Source organism: Shewanella sp. GutDb-MelDb (assembly GCF_002836075.1).
Lineage (GTDB): Bacteria > Pseudomonadota > Gammaproteobacteria > Enterobacterales > Shewanellaceae > Shewanella.
Genome location: NZ_PJBM01000255.1, coordinates 21,815 through 38,081, shown reverse-complemented (window position 1 = coordinate 38,081; position 16,267 = coordinate 21,815). Strand labels below are relative to the sequence as shown.

Sequence of the window (16,267 nt, the reverse complement as noted above, 5' to 3'; positions counted from 1 at the left end):
TAAGGTGATAAAGAACACCATTGCTTTTGGATTAAGTAAGTTGGTGTACAAACCCCGGAGAAACCCTTGCTTGATGGACAGCCCATTATGAGCTGTATTGGTCGTTATTGTGGATCCCAGTTCAATAGCATCCTTTTTAGCCCGCTTAGTTTGAAAGTGTGTCATCGCGCTACGAACGGCACCTATACCCATCCAACCTAGATATGATGCCCCAATGAGTTGGACTGCAATAAATAGCCATTGCGAACTCTTAATGATCACGCTGACACCAGTAAGGCTAAGTAGGCTATGCAGTAAGATAGCCACCGAGATCCCTATCGCGGCAGCAATGGCAGTGGCACGACTTTCTTGGCTTGCCATTTTTACGACTAACGCAAAATCGGGTCCAGGGCTGGCGAGTGCGACCGAATGAATGATGGCTAAAGAGAGCAGCAATTGCAGTTCCATAAAAAAGTCCGAATAATAATATTGTCATCTATGATGGCTGATCGTTGGTGTTAGGTATTGTAAATTATTGCAGGTTGGGCGACATATTGGTGCTGTGAAAGATCCTGGTACTAAAGCACTCGTTTTTGAAAGTGTGATGGCGTGATAAGAAAGGCACTCTTAAACGCCTTATTTAGATGACTCTGATCGTAAAAACCGACTTGATGTGCAATGTCTATTATCGGCTCGCCTTTGATTAACGCCTTTTTGGCATACTCCAGTCGTATGCGTTTTAAATAGGCGTGTGGGGTCATACCTGTTGCCGATTTAAATTGACGTAAAAACTGAAACTTACTTAAGCCTGTGGCAACGGCTAAATCATCGAGTTTAAATTCTCTGTACAGTTCATCGTGAAACTGGCTCTTAATATTACCCAGCTGTTGTTGGGAGAGGGCGTGACGAGTAGGCGTGAGAGTGTGAACAGCCCCAAACCGTTCAAATAGTTCAGTGAGTAAAGCCAGTAAATGTGTCTCTATGGAGAGTCTCGTTTGCTGTGTCTGGGGACTCGTGAGTATTTTATGTAAATGTGAAAAGGCGAGATGCAGGTCAGGGGCCCAACAAAGAGGTGAGCTGAAAAATTGTTCATTAATGCAAAGCTCATTGGCGATTTGATTGACATAATCTACCGGGATAGCCATAACATTGGCTTGATAACCTTGTACTTGGGTACTTTGTCCATTATGTGCTTCGTCGGGGTTTAGAGTCGAAATAAACCCTTTATCAAGTTGATAGCTAGTCCCTTTATGTTGATATTTTTGTCCACCTTTAGTCACCACGCCTATGTGATAGTCGAGATGAATATGTTGATCGAACTCAAAGCGCTGAAAGCTAGCTTTACTGAGCTCGATATCAGGCACTATTGGGTTGTGCCAATATTCAATTTTCTCTTCGATCATTCATTTTCACCATTCGAAGCGGGATTACGCTGAGTTTTTTTTATTTTAGCGGTTGGTTAATTATATAGGCTAGGAAAAAATTGCAGTAGTAAAATATGTTACAAGATAACACTGTATTAATCAGTATTTTGGCTCATAATACCAAGCTGATTTGCTAAATATCGTCATTTTATTGGAGCACAGCTTGTGAAGGGACAGATTCTACGTGAAATGAAGGTTCAAGCGGCTATTGAGCCAGAGTATGAAGTGCAAAGACGGGTGGCCTTTATCAAACTGAAACTCAAGGAATCACACTGCAAAAGCCTTGTCCTCGGGATCAGTGGTGGCGTTGACTCTTCGCTAACCGGGCGCTTATGCCAGTTAGCTGTTGATGAACTTAATCAAAGCATTGCTCAGAATGATTACCAATTTATTGCCGTTCGTCTTCCTTACGATGTACAACAGGATGAAGATGAGGCTCAGTTAGCATGTCAATTTATCAACCCGTCTAAACAAGTGACTGTGAATGTTAAACAAGGTGTAGATGGGGTTCATAGTGAAACCATCAATGCGATTGAATCTGCTGGAATGATACTGCCTGATAGCGCTAAAGTGGATTTTGTAAAAGGCAATGTCAAAGCAAGAATGCGCATGGTTGCTCAATATGAGATAGCAGGGCTAGTGGCAGGTTTAGTGGTAGGTACAGATCACAGTGCAGAAAATATTACCGGTTTCTATACCAAGTGGGGTGATGGAGCATGTGATTTAGCCCCATTATTCGGCTTGAATAAACGTCAAATAAGACAGATGGCTCACTTTTTAGGCGCGCCCGATATCTTGGTCCATAAGGCGCCTACTGCAGATCTTGAAGAGGGACAGCCTCAATTAGAAGATGAAATAGCACTAGGTCTGACGTATGACCAGATAGATGATTTTCTTGAAGGCAAAGAGGTTAGTGAGTTCGTCAATAGTAAATTGATTGGCATTTACCGCGCGACGCAGCATAAGCGTGACGCTATCCCGACAATTTACGATTAACGGTTTATCACTTAAAAAGCGCTTATAGGCGCTTTTTTTTGGTCTGTTAAACTTAACTCTTATTATCTTAATTGGGCTAATCAAGCGGCTGTAATCCGAGTTCTTGTCTTAATTGATTAATCTGTTTGTTAGGAAATTGTCGATAATCTAAATATGGACAAAGATAAATGGACTGATGTGGGTGTTTCAGTAGGCTGCTACATTGAGTGCTGATAGGAATAAATTCCGCTCTATTTATTTGTAGACTCTGGGCGCTTTCCTGTCCACATATAATGTGAACTTTCGGTTCGGATTGCAAAGATAGGGCGGTAATCACTATCGACTCTTCTTGTTTTAATAATAGCGTATCACGATAGCGTCGCCAATCTTGGCCATTAACGGTTATCTTTGCCATGATAGTCAGAATTTTCCGCCAATGGTTACCATTTAATACAATCATGGATTGCGTTGCATTTAAATCCTGGTAACTCCAGTTCTCTGGTAGTTTTGGAGGGGTTGGTAGATAAAAGCAAATTGTCGCCAGTTCTGTTCCGATCATCATAGTGTCTATTTGTTTCGCGTTAAAAGCAGTGTAAGTTAGCTATATCTAGTGTGTATACTATTTCGATTTATTAATGAATACCAACAACTTAAATCAGTGAGTTAATTTGATGATGAAATCCATTATTATTGGTTCAACTAAGCATTTGGCGTTTGCACTGTTTTACTCTTCAGTGGGAACCAGCATCGCCTTAATTGCGGGTGCTGTTTGGTATTTAAATTCACGCCCGGCGCTGGATTTATGGCACACAACGGAGCTTGAGGCACAATATAGGCAACAACCCAGCATTGCCAACTTTGATGATTACCTGCGTTTGGAAGATAAACTGTTCGCAGAGGTTGAGCGCAAGGTTACCGCTAAAACAACATCTGACTCTTTGTTAGTGGTTAATCGTTATTTACCGGGGAGTTATTCTGATCCTAATAAGTGGCAGCAAAATTGGAATCGAAGCTTTGAGTGGAAAAATGAGCATGCGCAATATGGCGTGTTGTTACTGCATGGAATGTCAGACTCGCCTTATACAATGCAATATTTTGCAAAGCATTACCAAGAATCGGCTCATGTTCTAGGGTTAAGATTACCAGGCCATGGAACACTGCCCTCTGGGCTTACCGATATAAATTGGCAGGACATGGCTGCAGCAGTCTCTATTGCTGTAGAGCATATGAAACAGGTTCTGCAGGATAAACCGCTGTATGTGGTTGGCTTTTCAACGGGTGCAGCGCTGGCGCTTAATCATGAGCTAGAGAAGTTAAGGGTAGGGGATGCTGGCGATTTTTCTGGATTGGTGTTTGTCTCACCCGCAATAGGTCTACCGCCAGTGGCAGCAGGCGCAAAATGGCAGGCAATACTGGGCAATTTTTTGGGGTTAGATAAGCTAAGCTGGAACAGCATTCAAACCGAATATGATCCTTTCAAATACAGTTCATTTGCCGTTAATGCTGGCGATGTGGTCTATCAGCTTGCAAGTCGAAATGTTGAATTATTAAACCAACTCGATAGTCAATCGCTTGCTCGGCTGGCGCCCGTACTCACCTTTCAATCTTTGACTGACGACACCGTTGATACCATGGCGGTACTGCGAGATCTGTATCTGCGGTTGCAGGGGGAAAACCATGAATTAGTGATGTTCGATATTAATCGTACTCAAGTTAATTTAAGCCTAATGCCAACGGATCCTTTGCTCCCTTTCTTTGATTTAGTTGACACGACAGAACTAGATTTCGATTTTACATTAATCGAAAATACTGGAGGGGGAAGGGGAGCGGTACAGGCAAGAAATCTCACTAATGGAGCCGATATTGAAGCTGTTATTCAGCATTGGCCTAAACAGGTTTATTCATTGTCCCATGTTGCCTTACCCTTTCCCCAAGACGACGAGCTATATGGCCCATATAAAAAACAGGCTGGCAATAGGATCCAAATCGGTGCAGGAGCTTCAAAAGGAGAACGCGGAGTGCTTAGCGTTCCTGCAAGTGAGGTTCTTCGACAAAAATGGAATCCATTTTTTGGTTATATGATGGACAAAATGGATAAGGTTATTACTGATTAACATCGTTTTCAGCTGGGGTTTCTGACAAGGTTGTAAATACCAATTTATTTCGACCGCCATTTTTAGCGCTGTACAAGTTGATATCGGCTTGCTTTATCCAGTCTTCAAGAGAATCACTGTAAGTGCCATTAGCGATAACGGCTCCAATACTTGTGGTCACATTAAAAGGGGCTGTATTACCAGGAGGGGCAATGATGGTGTCCGCTAGCTTTTGTTTAAAGTGTTCAAGGTGAGATTCTATTTTCAATGCGTTACACAAAGGCATAATGATGAGGAACTCCTCCCCGCCAAAACGCACGATAATATCACCATCCCGTTTAAAGTCATCGTTTAACAGGCTTGCAACGGTCTTAAGCGTGAGATCGCCACTTAAATGACCATAGGTATCGTTTATGTGTTTAAACCTGTCCAGGTCCAATAGGGCAATGGCAATGACTTCATCAGTTCTTTGGCAGCTCTCTTGGATTATTGAAAACTGATCTTCAGCATAGCGGCGATTATAAAGCCCTGTGAGTGAGTCTTTTTCTGCAAGAGTCTTTAACTTGATATTCGCCTGCTCTAATTCATATGTTCTTAACGCTACTTTTTCTTCTAACGCTAATTGGTAGCCAATGAGCAAGCTCTTGCTTTGCTTAAGACGCATATAGAGTGAGTAGACCTCTTTAGGTGATTCGTCATCAATGCCGTAGTCGTGATTATCGTTTTCATTTGAGGTACTGAACCTACTGGCAATTCTCTCTAATGGCAGTGTCAATCTGGCGCTGATAACCCGAGTAATAAAAAAAGTAATTAACAGTGAAATTACCAGTATGGCAAAGGTTGCTATATACATGTTTTCGACTAATAACACTAAAGGTCTAAAGGGATTAAGCACGTACAGCGTCCATTTATTCTCCAGCTCGAAGGACGCAAATACATATTCAGGTGCCATGTTATCTTTATCAATAATATTCAGCATCGGCAAAGGACTTGTATAATTAGTATTATTTTGTGAATAGCTAAATGCAGATAGTGGGTTGATACTCAGTTCCGGCGAAGCAAAAATAACGCGATTGGTACGGTCAACGAGTACGATAGATTGATTTTTGAACTTTTTATTTGTTTCATCAATCTCTTTGAATTTGTTTAGATCCAGCGAACCTTCAATAATCCCAATAGGACGGTATGCATTATGGGGAGCATAAAGAGGAGCACTTATCGCGACAATAGGATCGTTACCAAAACCTCGGCCTAAAAAGACCGGTGATATGAAATTTCGTTGGTTTACAAACGATTCAATAAAGTAATCTCGATCAATAATACTGAGGTCGGTATCGTTACCAGTGAGATCTTTTAATCGTGAAACTGGACTCGCTCCCTTGATATGTCCTTGTTCGTTGGCAATGAGCATAGTGATAAAGCCTGGGTACATTTGATGCAGTTTAGACAGCGATAATTGCTGTTGAGCTAAGGTTGTTTCGCTTAAACTTAATCCGCTAGCGGCATTGTTTAACGCTTGAACATGAGTATCTATGTAGGCTTGAGCCAAGGTTCCTAACTGCAGTGCTGATTCTTTAATGTTATCGCTTAATAGTGATTGATAACGATTAATAAACTGATTATTAAACAATAGTGCAGCTAAAAGTAGCGCTAAGGAAATGACGAGAGTAAATGCGTAGGTTAACTGCGCATTAAAAGTGCGTCGTTGCTTGTGTTTAGCTTTCGGTTGAAAATACCAAAAAGAGGGGGTTAAGATAACAAGTAATGAGCCTATTCCTGTATAGAAAACCCCATTAATACCTTGCTTTAGTATGATAAATGGTAGGTGACTACTCGGTAAATTGGTATTGAGTATGGCGTACACATAAAACAGTGGCATCCCAATAACAATCCAAAAAGCGATACTTGCATAGAGCGAGTAGAGATCTCTTCTCCTTGCTAAACCTAGGCATACAGCTTCTATTGGAAACAGTAAATAAACATGCCAACTATCCCACCCGATAAACAGGCCTGACACGGTTATCATTGCTGTATAGAGTGCATACCAAGGGCCGAATAAGATGGCGCAAATAACGTAAGTGGCATTACCGAGAATAAGTTGTATATTGGCAAATAGAGGCAATGGGTAGAGGTTAATGATGAAACCTACTAGCCCTAATATGGATGCGATGAGAAGTTTTTTCTGGTTGATTTTGTCCAAAAGCGAAACCTTTGATTTGGCTAAGCAAGATTACACGTTAGCCATTTTTTATTATAAGTCACACTTTACAATCTATTAACTTTTCTACCGGATAGCAACTGTTATGGTGCCACCGAACTGGATTTCGATGTATTTAGTCATTGTGACTATGGTCATTGTATAAAAAATCGCTATGTGAATTTTTGTTTAGTTTTTCCTACCTTATTTAGTCTTAGTCGCTTGCGGACATGACCGAGTTCACAGCATTGATATCCAGTCATTTTTTATCCAGCATTTATTCATCAATAGGGCATCTTTTAATATTCAGTTAATATTAACTCATATGATATTAGTCATGGGATCCCATGGTCTAAGTCTCTATTAATTAATGGACTTTAGCTGGTGGGGTTTTTGAACGTGCATCTTAAATCGACGGTGAAAAATCGTATTTAAGTGCAACTACTCCGTGATTAAGGAACCGTTATGAAATACTTATCTATGTTCGCAGTGCTGGTCTTTTCCGCTTCAGCTATGGCGGTTGATTGTACCGATTGCCACGAAAAAATCGACGTGGCTGCTCACACTGAAATGGAAGCGACAATCAACACTTGTAACGATTGTCATGATATGGCGAGTGCACATGAGCTTGATGCTGAGCTCCACACTGTCGACTTAACAATCAAAGAGTGTGCTGATTGTCACGACTAACGACATCGTTAGCTGTGAGTTCCCAATAAAAAAAGCCAGCTTTTCAGCTGGCTTTTTTTATTGATATTTGGTCGGGATAACAGGATTTGAACCTGTGATCTCTTGTCCCCCAGACAAGCGCCCTACCGAACTAGGCCATATCCCGAATTTTGCTACAGAACAAGTTATAAACTAAGGGGCATTCTGAAGAGCAAGCACTGTATCAAGTCATAATTGTGAGTGCAAGCGCTTCATTAAAGTCTTCGATTTGTTTGGCTAGTTTATACCCAAGTTGTTTGGGTATGTCTTCTTTTGACGCTATTTTAATGAATATAAAAGCGTCTTCCTTCGCGCATCACTTCAATTAGCTCGGGTGCACTCAACTTCTTTTTAAGGCGTTTCTTATATTCACTATCGTAAATTCGATATTTACCGTGGCGATCAATCGTGGTTATTTCAGATTCTTGGTAAATGGCGAAAATACGGTTATCACCAGTATAGACCCATGACTCATCACTGGGCTGCATAAGACTGCTGCCGGCGCTGAAATCAGTGGCTGGGTTAGTGCAACCCAATGTTTGGACCATTAATGTCGGTACAAGGGCATTGTGGGTCGTTCTGTAGTTGATACGCTTGGCAGCCCTTTGGTTTGGCCAATGGATAACCATTGGTACTCTAACACTGTCAGGAGATAGATTGGTTCTGGCTTCGTTAGGATTGCTGGTAAACATTTTCCCGCTGACACCAGTAATCACAACCATGGTGTTCTGGGGTAGGTCGCTCAAGATTTTTTCGAGTTGAGTATCGATAAAATTCAAAGATTGACGGTATTGATTGAATAATACTTTTTGTGCAGGCTTAAGTGCTTTGTCTGCTTTTACCGTTTTAATCCCCAAGAAACCGATAGGAGTATCATAGCTATCGGGTGATTTTAGGTTTAATAACGTAAACCAAGGTTTTGTTGCTGCTTGAGTCCATTGGCGCCAGTTGTTAATCGAACTGAGGTCTGAGCGGGCATAACTATCTTGGTGTTGAGCATCAATACGTTCAAAGTCATTAAAAATTGCTTGCGGGCGAGCAAGAGTATCGACGGTGGTAAATAAACCTAATTGGTAGCCGCTGGCGATGAGTTCTTGAGTCAATACCGGGCTTTCATAGTGCAGGTCTATTGCGTTCATATAACTGCCTTGCAAGCCATAAAGTAGACTAAACATGCCGCTATTAAACTGGTTGCCGCCGCTAAGATGCTGTTGAAAAGAGAGGTTTTTATTAGCGTAGGCTGCTAAAACGGGCATGGTCGTATCATTAACAAGCTTTGCTTGAAGGCTGTCAATGGCAATAAATAGGATATTGGGCTTATCATCCGCCACGCACTGCATTGGCGTTAGAGGATATTTAAGACTGATTTTCGGGCGGAGGTTCGTTTGATGAACTTGAGTGTTATCAATGCCATAACTTTCCATAAAGCTTCTTGCTGTCGCGGGATAGGATAGTGGATAAGCATCATCAAATTGTGTTATTTCAGTGACTTCGGCAGCATCTCCCCATATGTGAATAAGGTGACTGGCGATAAAGCACATACCAACAACGACAACAACTTTGTTGCCATAATTGCGCTTACGAATTTTTTCGATACGCTTCCATAGATAATTAGCGAGGGTAAGCTCAATCGCTAAAATACCGATAGGCGTAATAATATAGGAGGTACCTTGCAGTAGCCCGTTGAGATCAGTCCACGCTAAGTCAAACACAAAAGGGCTAAGATGCAGACCGTAGTCGTCATAAATAATGGTGTCGTATAGCAATATACACAAGCTTAAGGTCGCCACAACGGCCGCATAGCCTCTGAGGATTTTTGAGTAAGGTAGCAACAAAGTGACGGGGAAAATGAATACCAGATAAACCATGAAAGCAAGAAAACTGAAGTGGCCAATGGTACTGAATGCGAGGTAAACCGAGCCTATAATCGATTCAGGAAAACCGACAGTGTCGAGATACCGATAACCAACCACAATAGCAAGTAAGCCATTAATGAAAGCGAACCAATGTCCCCAGCTTATTAAGCGTGAAACTCGATCTCGTCCTAACTGTTTTTGTCGCTCAACCATGTTGACCCATTATTCTGTAAATGCGGTTAATGGGTTTAATCACTATCGTTAAACCCTTACTCAATGTGGTTCCTACATTTAATCTTAGTTATTTTTTACTGACTGAGATAATGCTTTGGCAAACTGCTCGGTAACAACGGCGCGAGATTCTGCAGGCACTTTGTTTTGCAATAAATGTGTAACGCAATTGCCAAGTGCCATCAGACTCAAGTCTGTGGGGGCTTGGTGTTTCTCTAATACTGCTAAAAGCTCAGCAATGATAGACTCAACTTGCGTGTTTGAATATTTTGATTTGATAGCCATAATTGAAAAATTTCACTTTAAGTCCTGATTAACGGCATATAATAACGGATTTTTTCAATAAGCTCTGCACTTTTTACCATTGAGCGAGTGCTTTTATCATTTAACTAATCGATGCTGTGAGTAAGGTCGTGCTTCCATATTATTCTGAACATAGCGGTTAAATGCATAATCGGCAAAGAGTATTAATCAAACTAGGTTATTCAACCTACATCTTTTAGTCAGAAATACGTTGATTTATTCATCTTTTATTGTCTTTCATTAGCGTGCTTTTTCAGTGTGATCGATTACACTTCTAGCCACTATTTTCCGTATGGATTTCTGGGTTTTGTCTGGTATGATGTCTGCCTAAATGTTTCCGGCACAGCAGATGTTATCTTACGGCTGTGGTTGTAAACTGACTTATCTATTTCATATAGAGCTGACTATCAGGCTATCGCTCTAAGCAACTTTCTATCGAGGCTCAATGAGTATTAACGTCGAACAAGCAATTATCCATGCCATTTCTCAAGATGGAGAAGGTCAGCTCAGCTGTCGGTTACGCCCACAACCGCTATTAAATAGTCAAGCCGTTGAGACGATGTTAGATGAACTCCATCACACCTATACAGGTAAGGCTGGTAAAGGCTTTGGCCACTTCGGTATTAGTGGTGAAGATGGTGAAGCTAACACCCAATTTGAAACCGCACTGAGCCAATATCGTAATAACGCACTGGGCTTTGTTGAGTTTTCGGGTATTGCTGGAAAATTGTTGCAAGAAGAGTTAGCCAAGTATGACTTTAGTACCGGTGGTTTCCTGTTACTGTCCTGTTATACCTACATGACCAGTGATTACCTTTTTGTGTCGCTACTGAACGCCAAGTCATCAATGACCGTTTTAGATGATATGGAGTTAACCCAAAATACCCACCTTGATCTCAACAATATACTACTTGCTGCTCGGATTGATTTAACGGAATGGCAAGCCGATCCTGACTCTAAAAAGTACATATCTTTTGTCCGTGGACGAGCGGGCCGTAAAGTGGCTGATTTTTTCCTCGATTTCATGGGCTGTGTTGAAGGTGTTAACACCAAAGCGCAAAATAAATCACTATTGAATGCGGTTGAAGATTTTGTCGGCGGCAGCGAATTAAACAAAGATGAGCGTCAAGTCGCTCGTGAGCGCGTGTTTGATTACTGCACCGAACGTTGTGATGAAGGGGCTGACATTCACATGAAAGATCTCGCTGATGAGTTAGCGGATCAAGGAATGGATTCATTTTATGAATTTGCTCAAGGCGGTAACTATGAGCTTGAAGAGGAGTTCCCAGGAGACAAGCCAACACTTCGTCAGTTGAAGAAGTTTTCAGGTACGGGTGGTGGAGTAACGTTGAGCTTTGATAGTCAACACTTGGGCGAAAGAGTTATTTACGACCCAGTGTCAGACAGCATTATCATCAAAGGCGTCCCTGCAAACCTTAAAGATCAACTGGATCGTCGCTTGAAAGGCGAATAAAAAAAGAAGAGTTTAACTCTGTTGGGTTTAAACCGAGTGTATTAGCACTCGGTTTTTTTATGGCAGCAGATAATAGCCTTGATTAGGCTTAAAGTGGTCGAATAATAATGCTTATCATTGTAAGCTACAGAAATTCTAAAGAGGGCGGCTAAAAAGCTGCTTTTTACCTGTTATTACATCCTGCAGCCATCGCTGCCTGGACGGTGCAAGGTAGACTGTTTTTCTACCTAGGAGCTCAAATGCAACTGTTTGTTAAAGATTTAACTGTTATTGATTTTTCTTATCTTTGTCCTATTCGTGGCATGGTAGGAGAGAGCTGGATTGTCGATGTTTTGCTCGACGGTGGTTTAGATGAGCAAAACATGGTGCTCGATTTTGCCAAAGTGAAGCGTGTAATTAAAAGTACTATAGACGATATTGCTGATCATCGTTTGTTGGTGCCTACTGCTTGTAGTGAAGTTCGTTGGCAACAGCAAGGTGACCGAGTATGGATGGATTTTAGTAGCCAGCAAGGGGATATACATTTAGCGTGTCCTTCGCAAGCATTTGCCTTAATTCCAAGTGAAATCATCGATTTTGAAAGCGTAAATGCGTTTTTGCAAAAAGCGCTTAAAGAGGTCTTGCCTGCAAACGTTGAGGGGATCTCTTTGACGTTGAGAAATGAGTTCCATGACGCTCCATTTTACCATTATACCCATGGCCTAAAGAAGCATGATGGCAACTGTCAGCGTATCGCTCATGGGCACAGAAGCCCCGTGACCGTATTTGAAAACGGCGCAGCAGCGCCTAAATGGGATGAGTACTGGGCTAAACGCTGGCACGATATCTACCTCGGTAGCGAAGAAGATTGTGTCTCGGTGAACACCCTAACGCTGTCACCACAGACAAACGTCAGCGACAACACTCATTTTGGTTTTCATTATCAAGCGCCACAAGGTGATTTTCAGCTTGCAATGCCAAAAGAGTGTTGCGATGTTTTGCCACATGATACGACGGTTGAATTGTTAGCTGACTACATGGTGCAAACCTTGTCAGAAAAAGTACCCCGCAGTGATTTTAAAGTCATCGCTTATGAAGGCGTTGGCAAGGGTGCAATTGCCAGCCGAAAAGCCAATAACTAGTCTTTTTTAGGATCTCACTTTGAGCAAAATAATCCCTATCGTCATTGCAAGTCTCGTGAGCAGTTTATCGTTGCAGGTAAATGCTCAAGTTGAATTGAATGGCGAGCTTAAACAAGGTTCGTTAATTCGCGCCAAAGTTAAACCGGGTACTCAGGTTTATTTAAACGATGCTGCTATTGATGTAAATTCTGAAGGGCAATTTGCGTTTGGTTTTGCTCGGGAGGCACAACTCAAGCAATTGCTTAAACTTGTTTATCCTGACGGATTAACAGAGTTAAAGCCGCTGACTTTAGCAAAGCGACAATACAAGATCCAAAATGTGAATGGGATCAGTAAGAAAATCATGAAGCCTGATCCCAAAGCCCAAAATCGTGCGGCACAAGACAGTAAGCAAGTCAAAGCGGCACGAACACAATTTACTAAAAGCAACGCGTTTAACCAAACGTTTATTTGGCCGCTAACGGGGCGTATTTCAGGCGTTTACGGCAGTCAACGTGTCTATAATGGTAAACCTGGCACTCCACATTATGGGGTCGACGTTGCCGCAAAAACCGGGACTGTTGTGGTTGCACCTGCTGATGGTGTTATATCGCTTGCTGTTGATGATATGTTCTACTCTGGTGGAACGATGATTATTGATCATGGCTTCGGTGTTAGTTCAAGCTTTTTACATTTAAGTAAGTTGTACGTGAAAGAAGGCCAAGAGATTAAACAAGGCGATAAGGTCGCCGAAGTTGGCGCGACAGGTCGTGCAACAGGGCCTCATCTTGACTGGCGAGTGAATTGGTATCAGATGCGACTTGATCCAACCAGCATCGTCCCTTCGATGAAAAGCGTACTGGAAAATCAAACAGCGCATTAGCGTCTAAGGTGAACCTCTTACATAACAAAAAAAGCAGCGATAAGCTGCTTTTTTGTTATTAAGACTGTATACGTTATCAAAGCCTGCTGTACAGCACATTAAAAGAGATTGTGTGCTATTCCTTGTTGCGTTTTTTCCACTTAAAGAGCACTGAGTACTTCCATAACGTTTTAATGGTGAAGTAAGACGTAACCGAACACAGTAATCCAAAAACCAAGCAGCCTATTAGAAAAGAGGGGCCAATGGTTTCTATGGATGACTCAACCCATTGCCAACTAGCCTCGAAAGCAAACTCTTGCGGATGATGCCCCAATATTTTTGCCCCTAGTATATAGGCCATATAGAACATAAACGGCATAGTAACGGGGTTTGTGATCCAAACAAGCGCTACGGCAACGGGTAAGTTGACGTTAAATAAAATCGCTAGCGCTGCAGCCAGTACCATCTGAAATGGCATTGGGATCCACGCAACAAAAAGTCCTACAGCAAACGCCCCCGGTGCTGAACGCCTATTGAGAGCCCATAAGTTAGGCTTTAGTAATAGATCGCCGAACATGCGTAGATTTTTATGATTACGCAGTGTTTCAGGCTTGGGCATAAATTTTTTTATAAGTTTTTTTGGCATAACTCGAATTTACTGTCTTAACTAACTTCATTATGAATGGATTCATGTGTGGCTTCTGCGCCACGATATTATCAGCAATGATCTGGCCATCGCTCCCTCAGCTATCCTTGGTGCCGTTGTGTATTCTAATGGCTGTGGTCGTGATTCAGCGTGCCCCTATGTTAGCTGGTTGCTTATTAGCACTCAGCTGGATAACGATGTTCTATGCGTTATTAATGGACTGGGACACGGGTGAAAATACTGACGCTATCAATGTTAGGGGCGAAATCATATCACTAGTTCATGCAAACGGCGACTGGATTAGTATGGATATTATGCTGGTTGATTCAATTTTGCCCCACAAGCTCACAAGAAAGCTTAGATTATCGTGGTCAAAACCGCCAAAAGTTAAGGTTGGCCAACAGTGGTTATTCACTATTAAGCCCAAGTCGATTACAGGCCCTTTAAATGAAGGAGGATTTAATCAACAGAAATACCTACTGAGTAAACATGTTTTTGCTAAAGGCAAGGTGACGGCAGGGCTGTTACTCGGCGACAAAAAAGGTGTTAGAGACAAGCTCATTGAACAGTTAAAACCCGCATTGGCTGAGTACTCTTCACAAGACTTGCTGTTTGCTCTTTTAGTTGGCGATCGAAGCCTAATGACATCAGAGCGTTGGTTACAGCTGAGAAATACCGGTACGGGTCACTTGTTTGCGATATCAGGCCTACATTTATCAGTGGCTTGCTTTTGGATATTCCTGCTGAGTAAAACGTTACTGTTTCACTTTTTGCCGACTCAAGGACGGCGTAACAATGTTATCGCTATGGTGCTTTGTGCCGTGACGGCAATTGCTTACGCGTATTTAGCGGGTTTTTCGGTATCAACTCAACGCGCCCTCATTATGCTATTAGCCTATATATCGTCATGGGTATTGAGCCGTTTTTCAAGCAGTTGGGAGAGATTGTTGTATGCGCTATTTATGGTGTTGTTACTGGATCCTTTGAGTCCACTTAGTGCCAGTTTTTGGCTGTCATTTATGGCGTTGACGGTTATTTTAATCACTATAGCAAGGTTTAATCCGCAAAGGCTTGAAGCCTTAGAAACTAACGTGGCGACCAATCAGCCTGCAGTTAGCTCAATTGCCAAAGTATTGCGTATAAAAGTGGCTAATGGCTGCAGTGGCATTCAACACTGGATTGTTGCATTTTGGGCGATACAGTGGCGATTGGCTCTTGTGTTAGGGCTAGTACAAGCGACTTTCTTTGCTGGTACGTCGATAATCAGTATTGCAATCAACTTTCTTCTGGTGCCTTGGTTTAGTTTTGTTGTTTTACCCGTTGCTTTATTATCACTGTTGATATTTATCATGGCAATGTTGGCGGGTGTTGCTCCTGAGTCACTTAATCTTTTTTGGCTGACACAGTTAACGATGGAACCGGTACTGATGCTGTTAGACATGGGCAGCAGTATCGAGTTTGCTTGGCTTGATCTGTCAACACAATGGATAGCTGCTGGACTGAGCGCGATACTTGGGATTTGGCTCTGTTTGCAATTTCGCGCTATGCATTGGCGCTTCGCCTTTAGTGTCATGTCGCTGCCGGCCCTAATACTGGCTTATCAAGCGATATTTGGTGTGCAACATCAGCAATGGAAGGTACATTTATTGGATGTAGGCCAAGGGATGTCAGCCGTGATAGAGCGCAATGGTCGAGCTATTATTTACGATACCGGAGCCCGTTTTGGTGAAAACTTTAGTTATGCCGAGCGTATAATTTTGCCGTTTTTAAAGAGTAAAGGCATTACTAACATTGATTACTTAGTGATTAGCCATGCTGATAATGACCATGCTGGTGGCGTGTCAGTCGTTATGACGGCTTACCCCGAGGCCATCGTTATAGCAGATGATAAAAGGTGGGGCACGGTTAATTGTCGACCTAAAAATATTGTGTGGCAAACCATCAATCTCGAGATTATTGGTCCTTTAATACCTGCTAAAGGCAATAATGGCTCATGTGTGATCCGTTTATTCAAAGATAACAACAGTATTTTGCTCACGGGAGATATTGAACATGAAGCGGAGCAAAAACTTATACATCATAAAGGCATTGCCAGTTCAGTGATGACAGCGCCACATCATGGCAGCAGAACCTCTTCAAGTGCACGTTTTATTGATGCGGTATCACCAACACTGGTGTTGTTTCCTGCGGGGTTTAATAACCGATATGGTTTTCCCAAGAAAGATGTTTGGGCGCGATATGATGATTTGGGTATTGATACGTTAGTGACTGGAGAACAGGGACAAGTCAGTGTTGTTTTTCAGTCTGACAGTACCAAAATTTATACATATCGGTCAGATTTTGCGCCATTTTGGTATAACAAAGTGTTTAGGTTTGGTGAGATCAAAAATCCAGAGTAGAATGCTTCTTTTGCCAATAC

At 42.1% G+C, this 16,267-nt stretch carries 14 protein-coding genes and 1 tRNA gene; 7 read left to right on the top strand and 8 right to left on the bottom strand.

Annotated elements, in window-relative coordinates:
• The coding region (locus CXF82_RS17795; protein WP_102044684.1) for a LysE family transporter at nucleotides 1-447 on the bottom strand (447 nt) is incomplete at its 3' end.
• 110 nt (nucleotides 448-557) lie between these two features.
• Entirely contained in the window at nucleotides 558-1,382 is an 825-nt protein-coding gene (locus CXF82_RS17790) for an AraC family transcriptional regulator (protein ID WP_102038691.1), read from the bottom strand.
• Between the two features lie 186 nt (nucleotides 1,383-1,568).
• Here CXF82_RS17790 and nadE point away from each other — a divergent pair, with 186 nt between their 5' ends.
• The gene (nadE, locus tag CXF82_RS17785; RefSeq protein WP_101091830.1) at nucleotides 1,569-2,399 is read left to right on the top strand and encodes an ammonia-dependent NAD(+) synthetase; all 831 of its coding nucleotides are present in this window, start codon (nucleotides 1,569-1,571) and stop codon (nucleotides 2,397-2,399) included.
• Nucleotides 2,400-2,475: 76 nt separating this feature from the next.
• Here nadE and CXF82_RS17780 read toward each other — a convergent pair whose 3' ends face one another.
• Entirely contained in the window at nucleotides 2,476-2,940 is a 465-nt protein-coding gene (locus tag CXF82_RS17780; protein ID WP_102038690.1) for a DUF6942 family protein, read from the bottom strand.
• A gap of 112 nt (nucleotides 2,941-3,052) precedes the next feature.
• On the opposite strand from CXF82_RS17780, the gene CXF82_RS17775 reads away from it, so the two are divergent.
• Complete coding sequence (locus CXF82_RS17775; RefSeq protein WP_102038701.1) at nucleotides 3,053-4,492, top strand: alpha/beta hydrolase; 1,440 nt, start codon at nucleotides 3,053-3,055, stop codon at nucleotides 4,490-4,492.
• Here the strand turns inward: CXF82_RS17775 and CXF82_RS17770 are convergent.
• A complete protein-coding gene (locus CXF82_RS17770) occupies nucleotides 4,482-6,671 on the bottom strand; it encodes a sensor domain-containing diguanylate cyclase (RefSeq protein WP_102038689.1) in 2,190 nt (729 codons plus the stop codon). The genes CXF82_RS17775 and CXF82_RS17770 overlap by 11 nt on opposite strands.
• 462 nt (nucleotides 6,672-7,133) lie before the next feature.
• Between CXF82_RS17770 and CXF82_RS17765 the strand changes: the two genes are divergently transcribed.
• Nucleotides 7,134-7,358: a cytochrome c3 family protein gene (locus tag CXF82_RS17765; RefSeq protein WP_101091833.1), complete on the top strand. Its 225-nt coding sequence runs from the start codon at nucleotides 7,134-7,136 to the stop codon at nucleotides 7,356-7,358.
• 68 nt (nucleotides 7,359-7,426) lie between these two features.
• Here CXF82_RS17765 and CXF82_RS17760 read toward each other — a convergent pair.
• The 3 genes from CXF82_RS17760 to CXF82_RS17750 all read right to left on the bottom strand — a co-directional run bounded on the left by CXF82_RS17760 (nucleotide 7,427) and on the right by CXF82_RS17750 (nucleotide 9,748).
• A tRNA-Pro gene (locus CXF82_RS17760) sits at nucleotides 7,427-7,503 on the bottom strand.
• Between the two features lie 157 nt (nucleotides 7,504-7,660).
• A complete protein-coding gene (locus tag CXF82_RS17755; protein WP_101091834.1) occupies nucleotides 7,661-9,445 on the bottom strand; it encodes a DUF3413 domain-containing protein in 1,785 nt (594 codons plus the stop codon).
• A gap of 84 nt (nucleotides 9,446-9,529) precedes the next feature.
• On the bottom strand, nucleotides 9,530-9,748 hold the full coding sequence (locus CXF82_RS17750; protein WP_101091835.1) for a YejL family protein: 219 nt from the start codon (nucleotides 9,746-9,748) through the stop codon (nucleotides 9,530-9,532).
• Between the two features lie 463 nt (nucleotides 9,749-10,211).
• On the opposite strand from CXF82_RS17750, the gene yejK reads away from it, so the two are divergent.
• From yejK to CXF82_RS17735, 3 genes are all read left to right on the top strand, one after another.
• Nucleotides 10,212-11,240, top strand: a complete 1,029-nt coding sequence (gene yejK, locus CXF82_RS17745; RefSeq protein ID WP_101091836.1) for a nucleoid-associated protein YejK — start codon at nucleotides 10,212-10,214, stop codon at nucleotides 11,238-11,240.
• Nucleotides 11,241-11,479: 239 nt separating this feature from the next.
• Nucleotides 11,480-12,361 carry a 6-carboxytetrahydropterin synthase gene (locus CXF82_RS17740; RefSeq protein ID WP_101091837.1) on the top strand — a complete coding sequence of 294 codons (882 nt, stop codon included), beginning with the start codon at nucleotides 11,480-11,482 and terminating at the stop codon, nucleotides 12,359-12,361.
• Nucleotides 12,362-12,380: 19 nt separating this feature from the next.
• The gene (locus CXF82_RS17735) at nucleotides 12,381-13,223 is read left to right on the top strand and encodes a M23 family metallopeptidase (RefSeq protein ID WP_102044683.1); all 843 of its coding nucleotides are present in this window, start codon (nucleotides 12,381-12,383) and stop codon (nucleotides 13,221-13,223) included.
• Between the two features lie 115 nt (nucleotides 13,224-13,338).
• Here CXF82_RS17735 and CXF82_RS17730 read toward each other — a convergent pair whose 3' ends face one another.
• The gene (locus CXF82_RS17730; protein ID WP_101091839.1) at nucleotides 13,339-13,848 is read right to left on the bottom strand and encodes a DUF2062 domain-containing protein; all 510 of its coding nucleotides are present in this window, start codon (nucleotides 13,846-13,848) and stop codon (nucleotides 13,339-13,341) included.
• A 32-nt stretch (nucleotides 13,849-13,880) separates the two neighbouring features.
• Between CXF82_RS17730 and CXF82_RS17725 the strand changes: the two genes are divergently transcribed.
• Nucleotides 13,881-16,247: a DNA internalization-related competence protein ComEC/Rec2 gene (locus CXF82_RS17725; protein WP_101091840.1), complete on the top strand. Its 2,367-nt coding sequence runs from the start codon at nucleotides 13,881-13,883 to the stop codon at nucleotides 16,245-16,247.
• Nucleotides 16,248-16,267 lie beyond the last annotated feature (20 nt).

What these genes read in the sequence shown, in the direction of transcription:
- CXF82_RS17730 (WP_101091839.1), bottom strand. Translation starts at nt 13,848, where the DNA reads ATGCCAAAAAAACTTATAAAAAAATTTATGCCCAAGCCTGAAACACTG.
- CXF82_RS17780 (WP_102038690.1), bottom strand. Translation starts at nt 2,940, where the DNA reads ATGATGATCGGAACAGAACTGGCGACAATTTGCTTTTATCTACCAACC.
- CXF82_RS17775 (WP_102038701.1), top strand. Translation starts at nt 3,053, where the DNA reads ATGAAATCCATTATTATTGGTTCAACTAAGCATTTGGCGTTTGCACTG.
- CXF82_RS17765 (WP_101091833.1), top strand. Translation starts at nt 7,134, where the DNA reads ATGAAATACTTATCTATGTTCGCAGTGCTGGTCTTTTCCGCTTCAGCT.
- CXF82_RS17725 (WP_101091840.1), top strand. Translation starts at nt 13,881, where the DNA reads ATGAATGGATTCATGTGTGGCTTCTGCGCCACGATATTATCAGCAATG.
- CXF82_RS17740 (WP_101091837.1), top strand. Translation starts at nt 11,480, where the DNA reads ATGCAACTGTTTGTTAAAGATTTAACTGTTATTGATTTTTCTTATCTT.
- CXF82_RS17790 (WP_102038691.1), bottom strand. Translation starts at nt 1,382, where the DNA reads ATGATCGAAGAGAAAATTGAATATTGGCACAACCCAATAGTGCCTGAT.
- CXF82_RS17750 (WP_101091835.1), bottom strand. Translation starts at nt 9,748, where the DNA reads ATGGCTATCAAATCAAAATATTCAAACACGCAAGTTGAGTCTATCATT.
- yejK (WP_101091836.1), top strand. Translation starts at nt 10,212, where the DNA reads ATGAGTATTAACGTCGAACAAGCAATTATCCATGCCATTTCTCAAGAT.
- CXF82_RS17755 (WP_101091834.1), bottom strand. Translation starts at nt 9,445, where the DNA reads ATGGTTGAGCGACAAAAACAGTTAGGACGAGATCGAGTTTCACGCTTA.